We start from the raw sequence: 18,500 nt of genomic DNA on the forward strand, positions 1-18,500 counted from the left end.
AATCGATCAGTCAGACAGGACTGCCGCCTGACTTCCATCCACCAGATTTGACTATAACTCAAGGGATTTTCCTTGTAGCTCGCCCCTTGTAGCTTGTAACTGGAATAAAAAAACCGGCCCCACCAAGGGGCCGGTTTTCGTATGGCGATACAGCGCCGGGCCGAGGCCCGCTACCGGGATCACTCCTCGGCGGCGTCCTCGACCTCCTCGACGACCGGACGGTCGACGAGCTCGACGTAGGCCATGGGCGCGTTGTCACCGGTGCGGTAGCCGCACTTGAGGATACGCAGATAGCCGCCGGGGCGCTCGGCGTAGCGCGGGCCCAGCTCATTGAAGAGCTTGCCCACCGCTTCCTTGGAGCGGGTGCGGCTGAAGGCCAGGCGCCGGTTGGCGACGCTGTCCTGCTTGGCCAGGGTGATCAGCGGCTCGATGACGCGACGCAGCTCCTTGGCCTTGGGCAGGGTTGTCTTGATCACTTCGTGCTCGATCAGCGACACGCTCATGTTCTTGAACATGGCCTGGCGATGCGAGCTGGTACGATTCAGGTGACGACCACTCTTACGATGACGCATGGTTGTGATTCCTTACCAAACTGGGACTCGAGTCGACGCTCAGGCAGAGGTCTTGTCGTCCTTCAGGCTTGCCGGGGGCCAGTTTTCCAGCCGCATACCCAGGGACAGACCGCGGGCCGCCAACACGTCCTTGATCTCGTTCAGGGACTTCTTGCCGAGATTGGGCGTCTTGAGCAGCTCGACCTCGGTGCGCTGGATGAGATCGCCGATGTAGTAGATGTTCTCGGCCTTCAGGCAGTTGGCACTGCGCACGGTCAACTCGAGATCGTCGACGGGACGCAGCAGGATGGGATCGATGTGATCCTCCTCCTCTTCGGCCTCCTGCTCCTTGTCGGCCTCCAGGTCGACGAAGGCGGCCAGCTGCTCCTGCAGGATGGTCGCGCTGCGACGGATGGCTTCCTCGGGATCCAGAGTGCCGTCGGTCTCAAGGTCGATGATCAGCTTGTCGAGGTCGGTGCGCTGCTCCACCCGCGCCGCATCGACGGCATAGGAGACACGGCGCACCGGGCTGAAGGTGGCATCCAGCTGCAGGCGACCGATGGCACGCGACTCGTCGTCGGCATCGATACGGGTGTCGGCCGGCTCGTAGCCGCGACCGCGGGCGACCTTGAGCTGCATCTTGAGCTCGGCCCCCTCGTTGACGTGGGCGATGACGTGGTCCGGATTGACGATATCGACGTCGTGATCGAGCACGATGTCACCCGCGGTCACCACGGCCGGGCCCTGCTTGTTCAGCGAGAGCATCGCCTCGTCGCGACTGTGCATGCGGATGGCCACGTCCTTGAGATTCAGCAGGATTTCGATGACGTCTTCCTGAACCCCTTCGATGGCGCTGTACTCGTGCTCGACACCGGCAATCTCGGCCTCCACCACGGCACAGCCGGGCATGGACGAGAGCAGGATACGACGCAGCGCATTTCCCAGGGTGTGGCCAAAGCCGCGCTCGAAGGGTTCGAGCACGATCTTCGCGTGGTGAGCGCTGATCTCTTCGACCTTGATATCACGCGGACGGAGAAACTCTGTCACTGAACGCTGCATAACTACACCTTTAAGGCTGCCAAACGGTTACTCGGTACTCGACGCCGACCCCTGACGGGGCCGGCACGACGCGATCAGCGACGGGTTACTTCGAGTACAGCTCGACGATCAGGTTTTCGTTGATGTCGGCAGACAGGTCGCCGCGTTCCGGGATAGCCTTGAAAGTGCCTTCCATCTTCTTCGCGTCCAGCTCGATCCAGGCCACGTCGCCGCGGTTGGCAGCAATGCCCAGCGCATTCTGGATGCGCGCCTGGTTCTTCGCTTTCTCGCGGACGGACACCACGTCACCGGGCTTGACCTGATAGGAGGCCACGTTGACGCTGCGGCCGTTGACGGCGATCGCCTTGTGGCTCACCAGCTGACGCGCCTCGGAGCGAGTCGAGCCAAAGCCCATGCGATAGACGACGTTGTCCAGTCGGGATTCGAGCAGTTGCAGCAGCACTTCGCCAGTGGCGCCGGAGCGGCGTGCCGCTTCCTTGTAGTAGCCGCGGAACTGCTTCTCGAGCACACCGTACATGCGGCGCACTTTCTGCTTCTCGCGAAGCTGCAAGCCGTAGTCGGAAAGACGCTGACGGCGCTGGCCGTGCACACCCGGGATCTGCTCGGATTTGCACTTCTTCTCGAAGGGAGTGACACCGCTCTTCAGGAAGAGGTCGGTGCCTTCACGACGAGACAGTTTGCACTTCGGTCCAATATAACGAGCCATGAATCTGTCTCCTTAAACGCGGCGTTTCTTCGGCGGACGGCAGCCATTGTGGGGAATGGGCGTCGCGTCGGTGATGCTCTGCACGCGGAAGCCGGCGGCGCTCAGGGCGCGCACGGCGGATTCACGGCCCGGACCGGGGCCTTTGACCAGCACGTCGACGTTTTTCACACCATACTCGGCTGCAGCGGTCGCTGCACGTTCGCTTGCCACTTGAGCAGCGAACGGGGTGCTCTTGCGAGAACCACGAAAACCCGAACCACCGGCAGTCGCCCAGGAGAGCGCGTTGCCCTGGCGGTCTGTGATCGTCACGATCGTGTTGTTAAAAGAGGCGTGGATATGCGCGACGGCATCCACTACCTGCTTTTTAACCTTCTTTCGGTTGCTACGCGGGTTAGCCATGTTGATGTCGTTTCCTGTCGTTACGCCAGAACGTGCGTGTTACTTGCGAATCGGCTTGCGCGGGCCCTTGCGGGTACGCGCATTGGTCTTGGTACGCTGACCACGCAGCGGAAGACCGCGACGATGACGCAGACCACGATAGCAACCCAGGTCCATGAGACGCTTGATGTTGAGCGTCACATCACGACGAAGGTCACCTTCCACGGTGTACTTGCCGACTTCACTACGCAGGGTGTCCACTTCTTCCGAGGACAGCTCCTGGATCTTGGTGGTCGGCGCGATGCCGGCGGCGGCACAGATGTCAAGTGCGCGCGTACGGCCAATCCCGAAGATATAGGTCAGCGAGATCGCCGCATGCTTGTTGTCCGGGATATTGACGCCTGCAATACGGGCCATCAGCTTACTCCGAAATTTGAGCGGCTTGCTCGATTGGTCTCTACAAAAGGCGCAACAGCATACCCCTTCCCCCAACCGGGTTCAAGGGGTATGCCGGCACCGCTTTCCACAGGCGCCAGGTTCAGCCCTGGCGCTGCTTGTGCCGCGGCTCGCTGCAGATGACGCGCACGGCGCCATTGCGACGAATGATCTTGCAGTTACGGCACATCTTCTTGACGGAAGCTCGAACTTTCATCGTTCTCTCCAAAACGCGAGCGGCGCGCCTCAGCGCATGATGCCGCCGCTACCGTAGCCTTTCAGGTTGGACTTCTTCATCACCGAGTCGTACTGGTGCGACATGAGGTGCGACTGTACCTGAGCCATGAAGTCCATGATCACCACCACCACGATCAGCAGTGACGTGCCGCCAAAGAAGAACGGCACGTTCCAGGCCACGATCAGGAACTGCGGCATCAGGGAGACGGCGGTGATGTACAGGGCACCGAACAGGGTCAGACGGGTCATGACCTTGTCGACGTAGCGAGCGGTCTGCTCACCCGGGCGAATCCCCGGCAGGAAGGCGCCCGACTTCTTGAGGTTGTCGGCGACGTCCTTGGGGTTGAAGACCAGCGCTGTGTAAAAGAAGCAGAAGAATACCACCGCCGCCGCGAAAAGCAAGATGTACAGCGGCTGGCCCGGCCCCAGGGCCTGGGAGGCACGCTGCAGCCACTCCATGCCCTCGCCGGCGCCGACCCACTGGCCCAGCGACGCCGGGAACAGCAGGATGCTGGAGGCGAAGATCGCCGGGATGACGCCCGCCATGTTCACCTTCAACGGCAGATAGCTGCTCTGCCCGGCATACATCTTGTTGCCGACCTGGCGCCGCGGGTAGTTCACCGTGATGCGGCGCTGGCCGCGCTCGATGAACACCACGAAGGCGACAGTGGCAATGCCCAGCACGGAGAGTGCCAGTAGCGGCAGCACGTTCCAGGCACCCTCGTTGCGCGCCAGCTCGAAGGCCTGACCCACGGCGCCGGGCAAGCCGGCGACGATGCCCGAAAAGATCAGCAGCGAGATGCCGTTGCCGATCCCCTTCTCGGTGATCTGCTCGCCCAGCCACATCAGGAACACCGCCCCGGTCACGAAGGTGACGATGGCGGTGAAGTAGAAGCTGAAGTCGGCCGTGTAGGCGATGCCCTGGCTGGCCAGGCCCACCGACATACCGGTGGCCTGGATCAAGGCCAGCAGCACCGTGCCGTAGCGCGTATACTGGCTGATCTTGCGACGGCCGGCCTCGCCCTCCTTCTTCAACTGCTCGAGGTGGGGCGAGACCGCGGTCAGCAGCTGCATGATGATCGACGCCGAGATGTAGGGCATGATGCCCAGCGCCATGATGCTCATGCGCTCCAGCGCACCCCCCGAGAACATGTTGAACATGCCCAGGATGGTGCCCTGCTGCTCCCTGAACAAGGCAGCAAGCTGGTCAGGATTGATACCGGGCACGGGGATGTGGGCACCGATGCGGTACACCACGATGGCGAGGAGCACGAAGCGCAGGCGCGCCCACAGTTCACTCAGACCGCTGCCCATCGCCGGCATGTTTCCTGACTTGGCCATTTAGTCCTCTACCTTGCCACCGGCGGCTTCGATCGCGGCACGGGCACCCTTGGTGACCTTGAGACCGCGGACCGTGACCGCCTTGTTCAGTTCGCCGGAAAGGATGACCTTCGCATGCTGCGTGGCGTCCTTCAGCACGTTGGCCTGCTTGAGGGTGTCCAGGGTGACCTCGTCACCCGCCACCTTGGCCAGCTCGGCCAGGCGGACTTCCTCGGAGACCAGCGACTTCGCGGAGGTGAAGCCGAACTTGGGCAGGCGCCGCTGCAGCGGCATCTGACCACCCTCGAAACCGGGCTTCACCGTGCCGCCGCTGCGCGACTTGAGACCCTTGTGGCCACGGCCACCGGTCTTGCCCAGGCCGGAGCCGATGCCGCGGCCGACGCGCTTCTCGGCGTGCTTGGAGCCCGGGGCCGGGCTCAGGCTGTTGAGTTTCATGGATTACTCTCCCTCTACCCGCACAAGGTAATTGACCTTATGGATCATGCCGCGCACGGCAGGGGTGTCTTCCAGTTCGACCGTGTGACCGATGCGGCGCAGCCCGAGGCCCTTCATGGTGGCCTTGTGCTTGGGCAGCGTGCCGATGGTGCTGCGGGTCTGGGTAACCTTGATCGTTGCTGCCATGGTGTTCACCCCGTGATCGCTTCGACAGACAGGCCGCGCTTGGCAGCGATGTCGTCCGGCGACTGCATGGAGGCGAGACCGTTGACGGTCGCGCGCACCACGTTGACCGGATTGGTGGAGCCGTAGCACTTGGCCAGGACGTCGTGGACGCCGGCCAGTTCGAGCACGGAGCGCATGGCGCCGCCGGCGATGATCCCGGTACCCTCGGAGGCCGGCTGCATGTACACCTTGGAGGCGCCGTGACGCGCCTTGACCGGGTACTGCAGAGTGTGACCCTTGAGGCTCACCTTGATCATGTTGCGGCGGGCCTGATCCATCGCCTTCTGGATCGCCACCGGCACTTCACGTGCCTTGCCGCGACCGAAGCCGACACGACCGTTGCCATCGCCAACGACGGTCAGGGCGGTGAAGCCGAAGATCCGGCCACCCTTGACCACCTTGGCGACACGGTTGACCTGCACCAGCTTTTCCTGCAGATCGCCGCTTTGCTGTTCGTTCTTCGCCATCGTAAAACCCTTTAGAATTCCAGGCCGCCTTCACGAGCGGCGTCGGCCAGGGCCTTGACGCGGCCATGGTACTTGAACCCGGCACGATCGAAGGCCACCTGGGTGATGCCCGCTTCTTTTGCGCGCTCGGCAATCAGTGCGCCCACCTTGGTGGCGGCGTCGACGTTGCCGGTCGCACCCTCGCGCAGCGCCTTGTCCAGCGTGGACGCGCTGGCCAGGACCTTGGCCCCATCCGGCGAGATGATCTGCGCGTAGATGTGGCACGGGGTACGGTTGACGCACAGGCGATACACGCCCAGCTCGCGAATCTTGGCGCGAGCGCGGCGGGCACGACGGAGACGAGATTCTTTCTTCGCGTTCATAACCCTGCCTTACTTCTTCTTGGCTTCTTTGCGACGCACCTGCTCGTCGGCGTACCGGACACCCTTGCCCTTGTAGGGCTCGGGGGGACGGAAGGCGCGGATTTCCGCAGCGCACTGGCCGAGCTTCTGCTTGTCCGCGCTCTTGAGCACGATGACGGTGTTCTTCGGCGTTTCCGCCGTGACACCCTCGGGCAGCGTGTAGTCGACCGGGTGCGAGAAGCCCAGTGTCAGGTTGAGCGTCTGGCCCTTGGCCTGGGCACGATAGCCGACGCCGTTGATCTCGAGGGTCTTGGTGAAACCCTCGGCGGTGCCGGTGACCAGGTTCTGGACCAGAGCGCGCGTGGTACCGACCATCGCCCAGGACTTGGCCGTCTCGCTCGGAGTGAAGGTCAGCTGACCTTCCTCCTGACCGATGACCACGTCGGGATGGACGGTCATGGACAACGTGCCCTGGCTGCCCTTGACGGTCAGCTGGTCGCCGTCGAGCTTGATGTCGACGCCGGCGGGCACTTTAACCGGATATTTGGCTACGCGGGACATTCCAGACTCCTAGAATACGGTGCAGATGACTTCGCCACCGACGCCGGCCTGACGGGCGGCCCGGTCGGTCATCACGCCCTGGGAGGTGGTGACGATCGCGATACCCAGGCCGTCGGCCACCTTGGGCAGCGCGTCCTTGCCGCGATACTGGCGCAGGGACGGCTTGGAGGCCCGCTGGAGGTACTCGATGACCGGCTTGCCCTCGAAGTACTTGAGGGTCACGGTCAGCTCGGGCTTGGCACCCTCGGCCACCGCGAAGTCGGCGATGTAGCCCTCTTCCTTCAGCACGCGGGCCACCTCGACCTTGAGCTTGGAGGACGGCATGGTGACCGTCTCCTTAGTGGCCTGCTGCGCATTGCGGATACGGGTGAACATATCCGCCAGAGTGTCTTGCATGCTCATGTACGTTGCGCTCCTGATGATTCCACGTGGCGGTCTTACCAGCTGGACTTCTTGAGTCCGGGGACCTCGCCACGCATGGCGGCTTCACGCAGCTTGTTACGGCCCAGGCCGAACTTGTTGTAGTAGCCGTGCGGGCGACCGGTGACGCGGCAGCGATTGCGCTTGCGCACCGGGCTGGAGTCGCGCGGCAACTGCTGCAGTTTCAGCGTTGCGTCGAAGCGCTCTTCGTCGGAAGCGTTCACGTCCTGGATGATTGCCTTGAGCTCGGCGCGCTTGCCGGCGTACTTCTCGACCAGCTTCGCGCGCTTGAGCTCACGCTCTACCATGCTTTTCTTTGCCATGATCCCACCCTTATCTCTTGAACGGGAAGTTCAGCGCGCTGAGCAGTGCGCGACCTTCCTCATCGGTGTTGGCGGTGGTGGTGATGGTGACATCCAGACCACGAATCCGGTCGATCTTATCATACTCGATCTCCGGGAAGATGATCTGCTCACGCACCCCCATGGAGTAGTTGCCACGACCGTCGAAGGACTTCGGGTTGAGACCACGGAAGTCACGTACACGGGGGATCGCGATGTTGACCAGGCGATCCAGGAACTCCCACATGCGCTCGCGGCGCAGGGTCACCTTGATGCCGATCGGCCAACCTTCGCGCACCTTGAAGCCCGCGATGGACTTGCGTGCCTTGGTCACCACCGGTTTCTGACCGGAGAGCTTCTCCAGGTCGGCGATGGCATTCTCGATCAGCTTCTTGTCGCTGGTCGCGTCGCCGATGCCCATGTTCAGGGTCACCTTGGAGACCCGTGGCACCTGCATCACGTTGGCGTAGCTGAACTGCTCTTTGAGCTGAGCCACCACCTCATTCTGATAACGTTCTTTCAAGTTCGCCATTTTGCTACCCGACTCGCGTTAGGCGTCGATCTGCGTCTGCGTCGACTTGTAGATGCGTACCTTGGTACCGTCTTCCTTAACCTGGAAGCCGACGCGATCCGCCTTACCGGTCTCCGAGTTGAAGATCGCCACGTTGGACGCGTGAATCGGAGCCTCGCGCTCGACGATACCGCCCTGCTTGCCCGCCATGGGATTGGGCTTGGTGTGACGCTTGATCATGTTCACACCGGACACCACGAAGCGCTCGTCCTTGAGGACGCGCTTGACGGTGCCGCGCTTGCCCTTGTCCTTGCCGGCGATGACGATCACTTCATCGTCACGTTTGATCTTTTGCATATCCGCCTCGCTCCTTACAGCACTTCGGGCGCCAGGGAAATGATCTTCATGAACTTCTCGGTACGAAGTTCACGGGTCACCGGCCCGAAGATACGGGTACCGATCGGCTGTTCGTTGGTGTTGTTCAACAGAACCGCCGCATTTCCGTCGAAGCGGATCAGCGAACCGTCGTTACGACGGACGCCGCTGCGGGTGCGGACCACCACCGCCTTGAGGACCTGGCCCTTCTTGACCTTGCCACGCGGGATGGCTTCCTTCACCGTTACCTTGATGATGTCACCCACGCGAGCGTAGCGGCGGTGTGAACCACCCAGCACCTTGATGCACTGCACCCGGCGCGCTCCGCTGTTGTCGGCGACATCCAGCATTGTCTGAGTCTGAATCATCGGTTTTCTCCAAACCTAACCTGACTGCACTCGCCGAGCTCAGCCCTTGGCCTGCTCGATCACCTCGACCAGGGTCCAGGCCTTCTTGCGGGACAGCGGACGGCACTCCTGGATGGAGACCGTGTCGCCGAATTTCGCCTGGTTCGTCTCGTCATGGGCATGCAGCTTGGTGGAGCGCTTCATGTACTTGCCGTAGATCGGGTGACGCTCGCGGCGCTCGATCATCACGACGATGGACTTTTCCATCTTGTCGCTCACCACCTTGCCGGTGAGCGTGCGGGCTTTCTTCTCTTCGGCCATCTCAGTCACCTGCCTTTTCGTTGAGCACAGTCTTCACGCGGGCGATATCCCGACGGACCTGCTTGAGCAGATGCGTCTGGCTCAGCTGGCCGGTGGCCTTCTGCATGCGCAGGTTGAACTGCTCCTTGAGCAGCTCGAGGAGCTGCTCGCGGAGTTCCTCGACTGACTTCTCGCGAATTTCCTGGGCTTTCATCACATCACCGTCCGTTTCACAAAGGTGGTGGAGACCGGGAATTTCTGGGCGGCCAGGGCGAATGCCTCGCGGGCCAGCTCCTCGGAAACCCCTTCGATCTCGTACAGCACGCGACCGGGCTGGATCTGTGCCACCCAGTACTCCACGGAGCCCTTGCCCTTACCCATCCGGACTTCAAGAGGCTTCTTGGAGATCGGCTTGTCAGGGAACACGCGGATCCATATCTTGCCACCCCGCTTGACGTGACGGGTGATCGCACGACGACCGGCCTCGATCTGACGGGCGGTGACGCGGCCCCGGCCAGTGGCCTTGAGGCCGTACTCGCCGAAACTTACCTTGCTGCCGCGATGCGCCAGGCCACGGTTGCGGCCCTTCTGCATCTTGCGGAACTTCATGCGCTTGGGTTGTAACATCGACTCGCTCTCCCCTTACCTGGAACCTTTCTTCTTGGAGGGCGCGGTCTGCGGCTGCTTCGCCTTGGCGCGGACCTCCTCGATGCCCCCGAGGATCTCACCCTTGAAGACCCACACCTTGACACCGATGATGCCGTAGGTGGTCTTGGCCTCGTAGGTGGCGTAGTCGATGTCCGCCCGCAGCGTGTGCAGCGGCACGCGACCCTCGCGATACCACTCGGTACGGGCGATTTCCGCCCCGCCGAGACGGCCGGAGAGCTGCACCTTGATCCCGCCGGCGCCGAGGCGCATGGCGTTCTGCACGGCACGCTTCATGGCGCGACGGAACATCACGCGACGCTCGAGCTGGCCAGCGATGTTCTGGGCGACCAGCTTGGCATCGAGTTCCGGCTTGCGGACTTCCTCGATGTTGACGTGCACCGGCACACCCATCATCGCGGTGACATCACGGCGCAGACGGTCGACGTCCTCGCCCTTCTTGCCGATCACGATGCCCGGGCGGGCGGTGTGAATGGTGATGCGGGCGTTGTTCGCCGGACGCTCGATGGTGATGCGGCTCACGGACGCATTCTTGAGGCGCTCTTCGAGGAAGCGGCGCACTTCGAGGTCGTTGTTAAGCTTGTCGGCGTAGGCGTCGCTCTCGGCGTACCACACGGAGGTGTGGTCCTTGACGATACCCAGGCGAATGCCTGTTGGATTGACTTTCTGACCCATCTGGTCGACTCCTACTTCTCGGCTACCTTGACGGTGATGTGGCAGGTGCGCTTCAGAATGCGATCCGCGCGGCCCTTGGCGCGCGGCCGGATGCGCTTGAGCGTCATGCCCTCATCGACGCAGATGGTCGAGACACGCAGCTCGTCGATATCCATGCCGTTGTTTTCTTCCGCATTCGCGATGGCGGACTGCAGCACCTTCTTGACCAGCTTGGCAGCCTTCTTCGGCGAGAAGGTCAGCAGGTCGAGCGCTTCGGCGACCGGCTTACCGCGCACCTGGTCAGCCACCAAACGGGCCTTCTGGGCGGATAAACGAGCGCCACGCAGCTTAGCTGTGACTTCCATCTCTCAATCCTCTCTGGCTTACCGTTTGGCTTTCTTGTCCGCCGCGTGACCGCGATAGGTGCGGGTGGCAGCGAATTCGCCCAGCTTGTGGCCAACCATTTCCTCGGAGACATGCACCGGGACGTGTTGGCGACCGTTATGGACTGCAATGGTGAGCCCGACCATATTCGGCAGGATCATGGAACGACGCGACCAGGTCTTGATCGGTTTGCGGTCGTTCTTCTCCACTGCAGCCTCAACCTTCTTCAGCAGATGAAGGTCAATGAAGGGACCTTTCTTCAGTGAACGTGGCACAGCCGTTACCCCTTAATGTCTTGGCGTGTTCAATCAGTTCCGGGCCTTGCGGCGACGAACGATCAGCGCGTCGGTGCGCTTGTTCTTGCGGGTCTTGTGACCCTTGGTGGGAACGCCCCACGGAGTCACCGGGTGACGACCGCCGCTGGTGCGGCCTTCACCACCGCCGTGCGGGTGGTCGACCGGGTTCATGGCCACGCCACGAACGGTCGGACGCACGCCCCTCCAGCGCTTCGCACCGGCCTTGCCAAGCTGACGCAGGCTGTGCTCGGAGTTGCTCACTTCCCCCAGGGTCGCGCGGCACTCGGCCAGCACCTTGCGCATCTCGCCGGAGCGCAGACGCAGAGTGGCGTAGTTGCCTTCGCGGGCGACGACCTGGGCGCTGGTGCCGGCGCTGCGCGCGAGCTGGGCACCCTTGCCGGGCTTGAGCTCGATGCAGTGCACGGTGGAACCCAGCGGGATATTGCGCAGCGGCAGGGTGTTGCCCCGCTTGATCTGCGCGTTCACGCCGGACTCGAGACGGTCGCCGGTGCGCACGCCCTTGGGCGCGATGATGTAGCGACGCTCACCGTCCAGGTACTTGAGCAGCGCGATGTGGGCGCTGCGATTGGGATCGTACTCCAGGCGCTCGACGATAGCGGGAACGCCATCCTTGGTGCGCTTGAAGTCGATCAGGCGATAGTGGTGACGATGCCCACCGCCCACGTGACGGGTGGTGATGCGACCGTTGTTATTGCGACCACCGGACTTGGACTGCTTCTCGAGCAGCGGCGCATAGGGCTTGCCCTTGTGCAGCTCGTCCCCAACGATCTTGACGACGTGGCGACGACCGGCGGATGTGGGTTTAGTCTTGACGATTGCCATGATCCGTACTCCTGCCCTTATTCGGCGCCAGTGAAGTCTTCGAGCGTCTCACCGGCGGCGAGGGTCACGTAGGCCTTGCGATAGCCCTTGCGACGACCCAGCCCCTGCGCGGTCCGCTTGGTCTTGCCCTTCACGTTCAATACCTGGACGCGATCGACCTTCTTGCCGAACAGGATCTGGACGGCAGTCTTGATCTCCGGCTTGGTCGCGTCGCTTGCCACCTTGAACACGTACTGGTTGTTCTCGGCGGCCATGGCGGCCTTTTCGGTCACGTGCGGACCCAGCAGCACCTTGAATACGCGCTCCTGATTCATGCCAGCTTCTCCTCGAATTTACGCAGGGCGGAGACGGTGACGAGCACCTTGTCGAAGGCAATCAGGCTCACCGGATCGGCGGCGGCCACGTCCACGACGTCCACGTTGGGGATGTTGCGGGCGGCCAGGTAGAGCTTCTCGTCGAGATCCTCGGTGACGATCAGCGCCTTCTCCAGACCCAGCTCGCCGAGCTTGGCAACCAGCTGCTTGGTCTTGGGGGCCTCGACGGCGAAGCTGTCGACGACCACCAGGCGCTCCTGGCGAACCAGTTCGGAGAGGATGGCGCGCATCGCAGCGCGATACATCTTGCGGTTGACCTTCTGGGTGTAGTCCTGAGGACGCGCCGCAAAGGTCACGCCGCCACTGCGCCACAGCGGAGAGCGGATGGTGCCGGCACGGGCACGGCCGGTACCCTTCTGGCGCCACGGCTTCTTGCCGCCGCCGCGCACGTCGGAGCGGCTCTTCTGGGCGCGGGTGCCCTGGCGACCCGCGGCCAGGTAGGCGGTGACCACCTGGTGCACCAGCGCCTCGTTGAATTCTTTGCCAAAGGTGGCGTCGGACACTTCCACGGTACCCGCGCCTGCAGCAAGATTCAGATTCATCGGTTCTATCCCCTTCAGCCAGCTTTGACGGCGCTGCGCACGATGACGTCGCTGCCGGTGGCACCGGGCACGGCACCCTTGATCAGCAGCAGGTTGCGTTCGGCATCGACCCGCACGACTTCGAGGCTCTGGACGGTGCAGCGGGCATTGCCCATCTGGCCGGCCATCTTCTTGCCCTTGAAGACGCGCCCCGGGGTCTGACACATGCCGATGGAACCCGGCGCGCGATGCGACAGGGAGTTACCGTGGCTGTTGTCCTGGGTGCGGAAGTTCCAGCGCTTGACGGCGCCCTGGAAACCCTTGCCCTTGGAGGTGCCGGTCACGTCGACCATCTGACCAGCTTCGAAGAGGGATACGGTGAGCGAGCCGCCCACTTCCGGAGCCTCGCTGCCTTCGGGAAGGCGGAACTCCATCAGCGAACGACCGGCCTCGACACCTGCCTTGGCGAACTGCCCGGCCTGGGCCTTCGTCAGGTGCTTGGCCTTGCGGGAGCCGGTTGTGACCTGGACCGCCGCGTAGCCGTCGGACTCGACGGACTTGACGCAAGTAACACGGTTCGGCTCAACCTCGATCACGGTCACGGGCACGGATGCGCCATCTTCGGTGAAGACACGGGTCATCCCGGCCTTCTTACCGACTAAACCGATAGTCATTCTCAGTCTCCTATAGTGTACGGGGCTATCACCCGCTATGGCTGCCCTTTCCAGAGCATTCCACTAGCACGTTGTGTGGCGCCTCGCGGCGCGGCGGCTGCTGCTCGAGCGAATCTCTGTCGAGCGCTGGGCCGCGGTGTCTAGTGTGGTGTCAGTCGAGCTTGATCTGCACGTCCACGCCGGCGGCGAGGTCGAGCTTCATCAGGGCATCGACGGTCTTCTCGGTCGGCTCGACGATATCGAGCACGCGCTTGTGCGTGCGGATCTCGTACTGGTCACGCGCGTCCTTGTTGACGTGCGGCGAGATCAGCACGGTGTAGCGCTCGCGATTTGTCGGCAAGGGGATCGGACCGTGCACCTGCGCCCCGGTCCGCTTGGCGGTATCGACGATCTCCGCGGCGGACTGGTCGATCAGGCGATGGTCGAACGCCTTCAACCGAATGCGAATCTTCTGGTTCTGCATTTGCCCTAAACTCCAATGGAAGTCGACGGCCCAAGCCGCCTACCCACGCATTCAAAGGATGCGCATTATAGGCACGCCGCGAGCGAGAGTCAAACCCTTCGCTGCGGTGCGCAGAAAGGGGGCTCCTCGCGGAGCCCCCTTCGATCAATCAGTCGTCCAGGACTTACTGAAGGATCTTGGCCACGACGCCGGCGCCGACGGTGCGGCCACCCTCGCGGATGGCAAAGCGCAGGCCTTCGTCCATGGCGATCGGGGCGATCAGGTTGACGGTCATCTTGACGTTGTCGCCAGGCATGACCATCTCGACGCCTTCCGGCAGCTCACAGGTACCGGTGATGTCGGTGGTACGGAAGTAGAACTGCGGACGGTAGCCCTTGAAGAAGGGAGTGTGACGACCACCCTCTTCCTTGGACAGCACGTAGACCTCGGCCTCGAACTGGGTGTGCGGGGTGATGGTGCCCGGCTTGGCCAGAACCTGGCCACGCTCGACGTCGTCACGCTTGGTGCCGCGCAGCAGGGCGCCGACGTTCTCACCGGCACGACCTTCGTCGAGCAGCTTGCGGAACATCTCGACACCGGTGACCACGGTCTTGGTGGTGTCCTTGATACCCACGATCTCGACTTCTTCGCCGGCCTTGATCACACCGCGCTCGACGCGGCCGGTGACCACGGTACCGCGACCGGAGATGGAGAAGACGTCCTCGATCGGCATCAGGAACGGCTGGTCGATGGCGCGCTCGGGCTCCGGAATGTACTCGTCCAGGGCCTTGATCAGGTTGGCAACGGCGGTGGTACCCATGCCGTTGTCGTCCTTGCCTTCCAGGGCCATCAGGGCGGAACCGGTGATGATCGGGGTGTCGTCACCCGGGAAGTCGTACTCGTTGAGCAGCTCGCGCACTTCCATCTCGACCAGCTCGAGCAACTCCTCGTCGTCGACCATGTCGGCCTTGTTGAGGAACACGACGATGTACGGCACGCCGACCTGACGCGACAGCAGGATGTGCTCGCGAGTCTGCGGCATGGGGCCGTCGGCAGCGGAACAGACCAGGATGGCGCCGTCCATCTGGGCGGCACCGGTGATCATGTTCTTGACGTAGTCGGCGTGTCCGGGGCAGTCGACGTGGGCGTAGTGACGCTGCTCGGACTGGTACTCCACGTGGGAGGTGGCGATGGTGATACCACGCTCACGCTCTTCCGGGGCGTTGTCGATGGAGTCGAACTCACGCCAGTCGCCGCCGAACACCTCGGCAGAAACGCGGGTCAGGGCCGCAGTCAGGGTGGTCTTGCCGTGGTCGACGTGACCGATGGTGCCGACGTTGACGTGCGGTTTGGAACGTTCGAATTTTTCCTTAGCCACTGCTTTAACCTCTTTACGTTAGCTAACGGTTAACCGTTTTGGTTGATGACGGCTTCAACGACGCTGGACGGCGCCTCTTCGTAATCCGCAAACTCCATGACGTAGCTTGCGCGGCCCTGGGTCTGAGAACGCAGATCGGTCGCGTAACCGAACATCTCAGCCAACGGAACCCGGGCGCGGATGATCTTGCCGCTCGGCGAGTCATCCATGCCCGACACCAGGCCGCGACGGCGGTTTAGGTCGCCCATGACGTCACCCATGAAATCCTCGGGCGTCACGACTTCGACCTTCATCACCGGCTCCAGCAGCACGGCCTTGGCCTTCTTGGCACCTTCTTTGATCGCCATGGAAGAAGCGACCTTGAACGCGGTCTCGTTGGAGTCCACGTCGTGGTAGGAGCCATCGTACAGCGTAACCTTGACGTCGATCATCGGGTAGCCCGCGATGACACCGTTCTGCAGCTGCTCGTAGGCCCCCTTCTCGACGGCCGGCACGTATTCCTTGGGAACCACGCCGCCGACGATTTCCGAAGCGAATTTGAAGTGCATCTCTTCGTCTTCGCCCTTGTCCTCCGCGGTGAGCGGTTCGATGCGCAGGTAGACGTGGCCGTACTGGCCGCGACCGCCGGACTGGCGCACGAACTTGCCTTCCTGCTCGACGCTGTGCTTGATCGTCTCGCGATAGGCGACCTGCGGCTTGCCGATGTTGGCCTCAACCTTGAACTCACGGCGCATGCGGTCGACCAGAATGTCCAGGTGCAGCTCACCCATGCCGGAGATGATCGTCTGACCGGTCTCTTCGTCGGTCTTGACCTGGAAGGAGGGGTCTTCCTGGGCGAGCTTGCCCAGTGCCACACCCATCTTCTCCTGGTCGGCCTTGGACTTCGGCTCCACCGCCACCGAGATGACCGGATCCGGAAACTCCATGCGCTCCAGGACGATCTTGCTGTTGATGTCGCACAGGGTGTCACCGGTGGTGACGTCCTTGAGGCCGATGCAGGCGGCGATGTCGCCGGCGCGCACTTCCTTGATCTCCTCGCGGGAGTTGGAGTGCATCTGCACGATACGGCCCACGCGCTCCTTCTTCTGCTTGACCGAGTTGTAGACGCTGTCGCCGGAGTTGAGCACGCCGGAGTAGACGCGAATGAAGGTCAGGGTGCCGACGAAGGGGTCGGTGGCGATCTTGAAGGCCAAGGCGGCGAAGGGGGCGTCGTCATCGGCCTCGCGAGTCTCGATGGTGCCATCCTTGTCGTCCATCTCGCCTTCGATGGCCTTGACCTCGGTGGGCGACGGCATGTACTCGATGACGCCATCCAGTACCGCCTGCACGCCCTTGTTCTTGAACGCCGAGCCGCAGGTGACCAGGACGATCTCGTTGTCCAGGGTGCGGCGACGCAGGCCGGCTTTGATTTCCTCGATGGAGAGCTCGCCCTCTTCGAGATACTTGTCCATGAGCTCTTCGGAGGCCTCGGCGGCTGCCTCGACCATCGCCTCGCGGTACTCTTCGGCGGCCTCCTGGAGCTCGGCGGGGATGTCGACCAGATCGTAGTTCATGCCAAGGCTCTCCTCGTCCCAGAGGATGGCCTTCATCTGCAGCAGATCGATGACGCCCTTGAATTCGTCCTCGGTGCCCCAGTTGATCTGGATCGGCACGGCGTTGGCGCCCAGGCGCTCCTTGAGCTGCTTGACCACCATGAAGAAGTCGGCGCCGGTACGGTCCATCTTGTTGACGAACACCATGCGCGGCACTTCGTACTTGTTGGCCTGGCGCCACACGGTCTCGGTCTGCGGTTGCACGCCGGAGGAGCCGCACAGCACCACCACGGCACCGTCGAGCACGCGCAGCGAACGCTCCACCTCGATGGTGAAGTCGACGTGTCCGGGGGTGTCGATGATGTTGATGCGGTGCTCGTCGAACTGCTTGCTCATGCCCTGCCAGAAGCAGGTGGTCGCCGCCGAGGTGATGGTGATGCCGCGCTCCTGCTCCTGCTCCATCCAGTCCATGGTGGCCGCGCCATCATGCACCTCGCCCACCTTGTGGGAGAGGCCGGTGTAGAACAGGATACGCTCGGTGGTGGTGGTCTTGCCGGCGTCGACGTGGGCCACGATACCGATGTTGCGGTAGCGCTTGAGCGGAGTCTTGCGTGGCACGATGGAATTCTCCATTGCTGTGAAGGGCCACCCATCCGGGTGGCGCTTCGTGTATGGAATTCGTCGTCTTAAGCGGTGCGGGTAACGCAGCGCTTAGAAACGATAGTGGGAGAAGGCCTTGTTGGCTTCTGCCATGCGGTGCACGTCTTCCCGCTTCTTGACGGCCGAGCCCTTGCCTTCGGCGGCATCCAGCATCTCGCCCGCGAGGCGCTGCACCATGGTCTTCTCGCCACGACGACGCGCGGCATCCACCAGCCAGCGCATGGCCAGGGCCTGACGACGCGAGGGGCGAACCTCGACCGGCACCTGATAGGTCGCGCCGCCGACGCGACGCGACTTGACCTCGACCATGGGCTGGATGGCTTCCAGCGCCTTGTCGAAGATCTCCAGCGGCTCTTCCTTGCTACGCTCGGCAACCCTGTCCAACGCACCGTAGACGATACGCTCAGCCACGGACTTCTTGCCGCTGATCATCAGGTGGTTCATGAACTTCGCCAGACGCTCACTTCCGAACTTGGGATCCGGCAGGATCTCGCGCTTGGCTACAACTCTTCTTCTAGGCATGACAAGCCCTCTGGTGAAGGGTCCTTCAGGCAAACCCGGAACTCACGCCGACCCGTGCAGGGCCCATGGCGCCGTCCGGCCTTACTCTTATCAGACCGATAGCAAATTCTGGGTGACGCGCGCCCCGGTCGCTCAGACCTTGGGACGCTTGGTGCCGTACTTGGAACGGCCCTGCTTGCGGTTCTGCACGCCGGAGGTATCCAGGGCGCCGCGCACGGTGTGATAACGCACACCCGGCAGGTCCTTGACGCGGCCGCCGCGGATCAACACCACCGAGTGCTCCTGGAGGTTGTGACCCTCACCGCCGATATAGGAGGAGACCTCGTAGCCGTTGGTCAGACGCACGCGGCACACCTTGCGCAGCGCCGAGTTCGGCTTCTTCGGGGTGGTGGTGTAGACGCGGGTGCAGACACCGCGCTTCTGCGGACAGGCCTGCAGCGCCGGCACGTCGCTCTTGGCGGCGGGGCGCTTGCGCGGCTTGCGCACGAGCTGATTGATCGTTGCCATGTTGTGTAGCTGACTCC

Annotated in this window: 32 protein-coding genes; all 32 read right to left on the minus strand. The window is 62.8% G+C overall.

Annotation, left to right across the window (positions count from 1 at the left end; translation table 11 throughout):
• Nucleotides 1-179 precede the first annotated feature (179 nt).
• The 32 genes from rplQ to rpsL all read right to left on the minus strand — a co-directional run bounded on the left by rplQ (nt 180) and on the right by rpsL (nt 18,483).
• Complete coding sequence (rplQ, locus tag FEF15_RS15645; protein ID WP_163560108.1) at nt 180-572, minus strand: 50S ribosomal protein L17; 393 nt, start codon at nt 570-572, stop codon at nt 180-182.
• A 39-nt stretch (nt 573-611) separates the two neighbouring features.
• On the minus strand, nt 612-1,610 hold the full coding sequence (rpoA, locus tag FEF15_RS15650; RefSeq protein WP_163560109.1) for a DNA-directed RNA polymerase subunit alpha: 999 nt from the start codon (nt 1,608-1,610) through the stop codon (nt 612-614).
• A gap of 85 nt (nt 1,611-1,695) precedes the next feature.
• The gene (rpsD, locus tag FEF15_RS15655; protein ID WP_163560110.1) at nt 1,696-2,316 is read right to left on the minus strand and encodes a 30S ribosomal protein S4; all 621 of its coding nucleotides are present in this window, start codon (nt 2,314-2,316) and stop codon (nt 1,696-1,698) included.
• A 12-nt stretch (nt 2,317-2,328) separates the two neighbouring features.
• Nucleotides 2,329-2,715, minus strand: coding sequence for a 30S ribosomal protein S11 (gene rpsK, locus FEF15_RS15660; protein ID WP_010626488.1), 387 nt, complete (start codon nt 2,713-2,715; stop codon nt 2,329-2,331).
• Nucleotides 2,716-2,754: 39 nt separating this feature from the next.
• Entirely contained in the window at nt 2,755-3,111 is a 357-nt protein-coding gene (rpsM, locus tag FEF15_RS15665; protein WP_163560111.1) for a 30S ribosomal protein S13, read from the minus strand.
• A gap of 121 nt (nt 3,112-3,232) precedes the next feature.
• The gene (gene rpmJ / locus FEF15_RS15670; protein WP_008959154.1) at nt 3,233-3,346 is read right to left on the minus strand and encodes a 50S ribosomal protein L36; all 114 of its coding nucleotides are present in this window, start codon (nt 3,344-3,346) and stop codon (nt 3,233-3,235) included.
• A gap of 29 nt (nt 3,347-3,375) precedes the next feature.
• Entirely contained in the window at nt 3,376-4,707 is a 1,332-nt protein-coding gene (gene secY / locus FEF15_RS15675) for a preprotein translocase subunit SecY (RefSeq protein WP_163560112.1), read from the minus strand.
• Nucleotides 4,708-5,142 (minus strand): 50S ribosomal protein L15, encoded by a 435-nt coding sequence (gene rplO / locus FEF15_RS15680; protein WP_163560113.1) that lies wholly within the window; start codon nt 5,140-5,142, stop codon nt 4,708-4,710.
• A gap of 3 nt (nt 5,143-5,145) precedes the next feature.
• Entirely contained in the window at nt 5,146-5,328 is a 183-nt protein-coding gene (gene rpmD / locus FEF15_RS15685) for a 50S ribosomal protein L30 (protein WP_089688582.1), read from the minus strand.
• A gap of 5 nt (nt 5,329-5,333) precedes the next feature.
• Nucleotides 5,334-5,834 (minus strand): 30S ribosomal protein S5, encoded by a 501-nt coding sequence (gene rpsE, locus FEF15_RS15690; protein ID WP_163560114.1) that lies wholly within the window; start codon nt 5,832-5,834, stop codon nt 5,334-5,336.
• 11 nt (nt 5,835-5,845) lie between these two features.
• On the minus strand, nt 5,846-6,196 hold the full coding sequence (rplR, locus tag FEF15_RS15695; RefSeq protein ID WP_163560115.1) for a 50S ribosomal protein L18: 351 nt from the start codon (nt 6,194-6,196) through the stop codon (nt 5,846-5,848).
• Nucleotides 6,197-6,205: 9 nt separating this feature from the next.
• Nucleotides 6,206-6,736: a 50S ribosomal protein L6 gene (gene rplF, locus FEF15_RS15700; RefSeq protein ID WP_163560116.1), complete on the minus strand. Its 531-nt coding sequence runs from the start codon at nt 6,734-6,736 to the stop codon at nt 6,206-6,208.
• A gap of 9 nt (nt 6,737-6,745) precedes the next feature.
• On the minus strand, nt 6,746-7,138 hold the full coding sequence (rpsH, locus tag FEF15_RS15705; RefSeq protein ID WP_163560117.1) for a 30S ribosomal protein S8: 393 nt from the start codon (nt 7,136-7,138) through the stop codon (nt 6,746-6,748).
• Between the two features lie 35 nt (nt 7,139-7,173).
• Nucleotides 7,174-7,479, minus strand: a complete 306-nt coding sequence (rpsN, locus tag FEF15_RS15710; protein WP_163560118.1) for a 30S ribosomal protein S14 — start codon at nt 7,477-7,479, stop codon at nt 7,174-7,176.
• Between the two features lie 10 nt (nt 7,480-7,489).
• Entirely contained in the window at nt 7,490-8,029 is a 540-nt protein-coding gene (gene rplE, locus FEF15_RS15715) for a 50S ribosomal protein L5 (RefSeq protein WP_089688526.1), read from the minus strand.
• An 18-nt stretch (nt 8,030-8,047) separates the two neighbouring features.
• Entirely contained in the window at nt 8,048-8,365 is a 318-nt protein-coding gene (gene rplX / locus FEF15_RS15720) for a 50S ribosomal protein L24 (protein ID WP_163560119.1), read from the minus strand.
• A 14-nt stretch (nt 8,366-8,379) separates the two neighbouring features.
• Nucleotides 8,380-8,751 carry a 50S ribosomal protein L14 gene (gene rplN, locus FEF15_RS15725; protein ID WP_089688530.1) on the minus strand — a complete coding sequence of 124 codons (372 nt, stop codon included), beginning with the start codon at nt 8,749-8,751 and terminating at the stop codon, nt 8,380-8,382.
• Between the two features lie 39 nt (nt 8,752-8,790).
• Complete coding sequence (gene rpsQ, locus FEF15_RS15730; RefSeq protein ID WP_163560120.1) at nt 8,791-9,051, minus strand: 30S ribosomal protein S17; 261 nt, start codon at nt 9,049-9,051, stop codon at nt 8,791-8,793.
• 1 nt (nt 9,052) lies between these two features.
• Entirely contained in the window at nt 9,053-9,244 is a 192-nt protein-coding gene (rpmC, locus tag FEF15_RS15735) for a 50S ribosomal protein L29 (protein WP_089688534.1), read from the minus strand.
• Nucleotides 9,244-9,657 carry a 50S ribosomal protein L16 gene (gene rplP, locus FEF15_RS15740; protein ID WP_021819610.1) on the minus strand — a complete coding sequence of 138 codons (414 nt, stop codon included), beginning with the start codon at nt 9,655-9,657 and terminating at the stop codon, nt 9,244-9,246. The genes rpmC and rplP overlap by 1 nt, the downstream gene beginning before the upstream one ends.
• A gap of 15 nt (nt 9,658-9,672) precedes the next feature.
• The gene (gene rpsC / locus FEF15_RS15745) at nt 9,673-10,371 is read right to left on the minus strand and encodes a 30S ribosomal protein S3 (protein WP_163560121.1); all 699 of its coding nucleotides are present in this window, start codon (nt 10,369-10,371) and stop codon (nt 9,673-9,675) included.
• Between the two features lie 11 nt (nt 10,372-10,382).
• Complete coding sequence (gene rplV / locus FEF15_RS15750) at nt 10,383-10,715, minus strand: 50S ribosomal protein L22 (RefSeq protein ID WP_097790618.1); 333 nt, start codon at nt 10,713-10,715, stop codon at nt 10,383-10,385.
• Between the two features lie 18 nt (nt 10,716-10,733).
• Nucleotides 10,734-11,009, minus strand: a complete 276-nt coding sequence (rpsS, locus tag FEF15_RS15755) for a 30S ribosomal protein S19 (RefSeq protein WP_009098993.1) — start codon at nt 11,007-11,009, stop codon at nt 10,734-10,736.
• Between the two features lie 33 nt (nt 11,010-11,042).
• A complete protein-coding gene (gene rplB, locus FEF15_RS15760; protein WP_163560122.1) occupies nt 11,043-11,873 on the minus strand; it encodes a 50S ribosomal protein L2 in 831 nt (276 codons plus the stop codon).
• A 17-nt stretch (nt 11,874-11,890) separates the two neighbouring features.
• Entirely contained in the window at nt 11,891-12,187 is a 297-nt protein-coding gene (gene rplW, locus FEF15_RS15765; RefSeq protein WP_163560123.1) for a 50S ribosomal protein L23, read from the minus strand.
• The gene (rplD, locus tag FEF15_RS15770) at nt 12,184-12,789 is read right to left on the minus strand and encodes a 50S ribosomal protein L4 (protein ID WP_163560124.1); all 606 of its coding nucleotides are present in this window, start codon (nt 12,787-12,789) and stop codon (nt 12,184-12,186) included. Before rplD ends, rplW begins: the two co-directional genes overlap by 4 nt.
• A 14-nt stretch (nt 12,790-12,803) precedes the next feature.
• Nucleotides 12,804-13,442, minus strand: coding sequence for a 50S ribosomal protein L3 (gene rplC / locus FEF15_RS15775; RefSeq protein ID WP_163560125.1), 639 nt, complete (start codon nt 13,440-13,442; stop codon nt 12,804-12,806).
• Nucleotides 13,443-13,593: 151 nt separating this feature from the next.
• Nucleotides 13,594-13,905 (minus strand): 30S ribosomal protein S10, encoded by a 312-nt coding sequence (rpsJ, locus tag FEF15_RS15780; protein ID WP_163560126.1) that lies wholly within the window; start codon nt 13,903-13,905, stop codon nt 13,594-13,596.
• A gap of 163 nt (nt 13,906-14,068) precedes the next feature.
• Nucleotides 14,069-15,262 (minus strand): elongation factor Tu, encoded by a 1,194-nt coding sequence (gene tuf / locus FEF15_RS15785; protein WP_163560127.1) that lies wholly within the window; start codon nt 15,260-15,262, stop codon nt 14,069-14,071.
• Between the two features lie 29 nt (nt 15,263-15,291).
• A complete protein-coding gene (fusA, locus tag FEF15_RS15790) occupies nt 15,292-17,412 on the minus strand; it encodes an elongation factor G (RefSeq protein WP_163560128.1) in 2,121 nt (706 codons plus the stop codon).
• A 93-nt stretch (nt 17,413-17,505) separates the two neighbouring features.
• Nucleotides 17,506-17,976, minus strand: coding sequence for a 30S ribosomal protein S7 (gene rpsG / locus FEF15_RS15795; RefSeq protein ID WP_163560129.1), 471 nt, complete (start codon nt 17,974-17,976; stop codon nt 17,506-17,508).
• A 132-nt stretch (nt 17,977-18,108) separates the two neighbouring features.
• A complete protein-coding gene (gene rpsL / locus FEF15_RS15800) occupies nt 18,109-18,483 on the minus strand; it encodes a 30S ribosomal protein S12 (RefSeq protein ID WP_089688555.1) in 375 nt (124 codons plus the stop codon).
• Between the last annotated feature and the right edge of the window lie 17 nt (nt 18,484-18,500).

Origin of the sequence: Halomonas sp. NO4 (assembly GCF_010994375.1) — a bacterium.
Classification (GTDB): domain Bacteria; phylum Pseudomonadota; class Gammaproteobacteria; order Pseudomonadales; family Halomonadaceae; genus Halomonas.

Bases quoted from the DNA above. Each gene is read 5' to 3' on its own strand.
- rplX (WP_163560119.1), bottom strand. From the start codon at position 8,365: ATGCAAAAGATCAAACGTGACGATGAAGTGATCGTCATCGCCGGCAAG.
- rplR (WP_163560115.1), bottom strand. From the start codon at position 6,196: ATGAACGCGAAGAAAGAATCTCGTCTCCGTCGTGCCCGCCGCGCTCGC.
- rpmD (WP_089688582.1), bottom strand. From the start codon at position 5,328: ATGGCAGCAACGATCAAGGTTACCCAGACCCGCAGCACCATCGGCACG.
- rplO (WP_163560113.1), bottom strand. From the start codon at position 5,142: ATGAAACTCAACAGCCTGAGCCCGGCCCCGGGCTCCAAGCACGCCGAG.
- rplF (WP_163560116.1), bottom strand. From the start codon at position 6,736: ATGTCCCGCGTAGCCAAATATCCGGTTAAAGTGCCCGCCGGCGTCGAC.
- rplE (WP_089688526.1), bottom strand. From the start codon at position 8,029: ATGGCGAACTTGAAAGAACGTTATCAGAATGAGGTGGTGGCTCAGCTC.
- rpsH (WP_163560117.1), bottom strand. From the start codon at position 7,138: ATGAGCATGCAAGACACTCTGGCGGATATGTTCACCCGTATCCGCAAT.
- rplQ (WP_163560108.1), bottom strand. From the start codon at position 572: ATGCGTCATCGTAAGAGTGGTCGTCACCTGAATCGTACCAGCTCGCAT.
- rplV (WP_097790618.1), bottom strand. From the start codon at position 10,715: ATGGAAGTCACAGCTAAGCTGCGTGGCGCTCGTTTATCCGCCCAGAAG.
- rplC (WP_163560125.1), bottom strand. From the start codon at position 13,442: ATGACTATCGGTTTAGTCGGTAAGAAGGCCGGGATGACCCGTGTCTTC.
- rpsL (WP_089688555.1), bottom strand. From the start codon at position 18,483: ATGGCAACGATCAATCAGCTCGTGCGCAAGCCGCGCAAGCGCCCCGCC.
- rplW (WP_163560123.1), bottom strand. From the start codon at position 12,187: ATGAATCAGGAGCGCGTATTCAAGGTGCTGCTGGGTCCGCACGTGACC.
- rpsN (WP_163560118.1), bottom strand. From the start codon at position 7,479: ATGGCAAAGAAAAGCATGGTAGAGCGTGAGCTCAAGCGCGCGAAGCTG.
- rpsD (WP_163560110.1), bottom strand. From the start codon at position 2,316: ATGGCTCGTTATATTGGACCGAAGTGCAAACTGTCTCGTCGTGAAGGC.
- rplN (WP_089688530.1), bottom strand. From the start codon at position 8,751: ATGATTCAGACTCAGACAATGCTGGATGTCGCCGACAACAGCGGAGCG.
- rplB (WP_163560122.1), bottom strand. From the start codon at position 11,873: ATGGCAATCGTCAAGACTAAACCCACATCCGCCGGTCGTCGCCACGTC.
- secY (WP_163560112.1), bottom strand. From the start codon at position 4,707: ATGGCCAAGTCAGGAAACATGCCGGCGATGGGCAGCGGTCTGAGTGAA.
- rpoA (WP_163560109.1), bottom strand. From the start codon at position 1,610: ATGCAGCGTTCAGTGACAGAGTTTCTCCGTCCGCGTGATATCAAGGTC.
- rpsJ (WP_163560126.1), bottom strand. From the start codon at position 13,905: ATGCAGAACCAGAAGATTCGCATTCGGTTGAAGGCGTTCGACCATCGC.
- rpmJ (WP_008959154.1), bottom strand. From the start codon at position 3,346: ATGAAAGTTCGAGCTTCCGTCAAGAAGATGTGCCGTAACTGCAAGATC.
- rpsM (WP_163560111.1), bottom strand. From the start codon at position 3,111: ATGGCCCGTATTGCAGGCGTCAATATCCCGGACAACAAGCATGCGGCG.
- rpsQ (WP_163560120.1), bottom strand. From the start codon at position 9,051: ATGGCCGAAGAGAAGAAAGCCCGCACGCTCACCGGCAAGGTGGTGAGC.
- rplD (WP_163560124.1), bottom strand. From the start codon at position 12,789: ATGAATCTGAATCTTGCTGCAGGCGCGGGTACCGTGGAAGTGTCCGAC.
- rpsE (WP_163560114.1), bottom strand. From the start codon at position 5,834: ATGGCGAAGAACGAACAGCAAAGCGGCGATCTGCAGGAAAAGCTGGTG.
- rpmC (WP_089688534.1), bottom strand. From the start codon at position 9,244: ATGAAAGCCCAGGAAATTCGCGAGAAGTCAGTCGAGGAACTCCGCGAG.
- rpsG (WP_163560129.1), bottom strand. From the start codon at position 17,976: ATGCCTAGAAGAAGAGTTGTAGCCAAGCGCGAGATCCTGCCGGATCCC.
- rplP (WP_021819610.1), bottom strand. From the start codon at position 9,657: ATGTTACAACCCAAGCGCATGAAGTTCCGCAAGATGCAGAAGGGCCGC.
- rpsK (WP_010626488.1), bottom strand. From the start codon at position 2,715: ATGGCTAACCCGCGTAGCAACCGAAAGAAGGTTAAAAAGCAGGTAGTG.
- rpsC (WP_163560121.1), bottom strand. From the start codon at position 10,371: ATGGGTCAGAAAGTCAATCCAACAGGCATTCGCCTGGGTATCGTCAAG.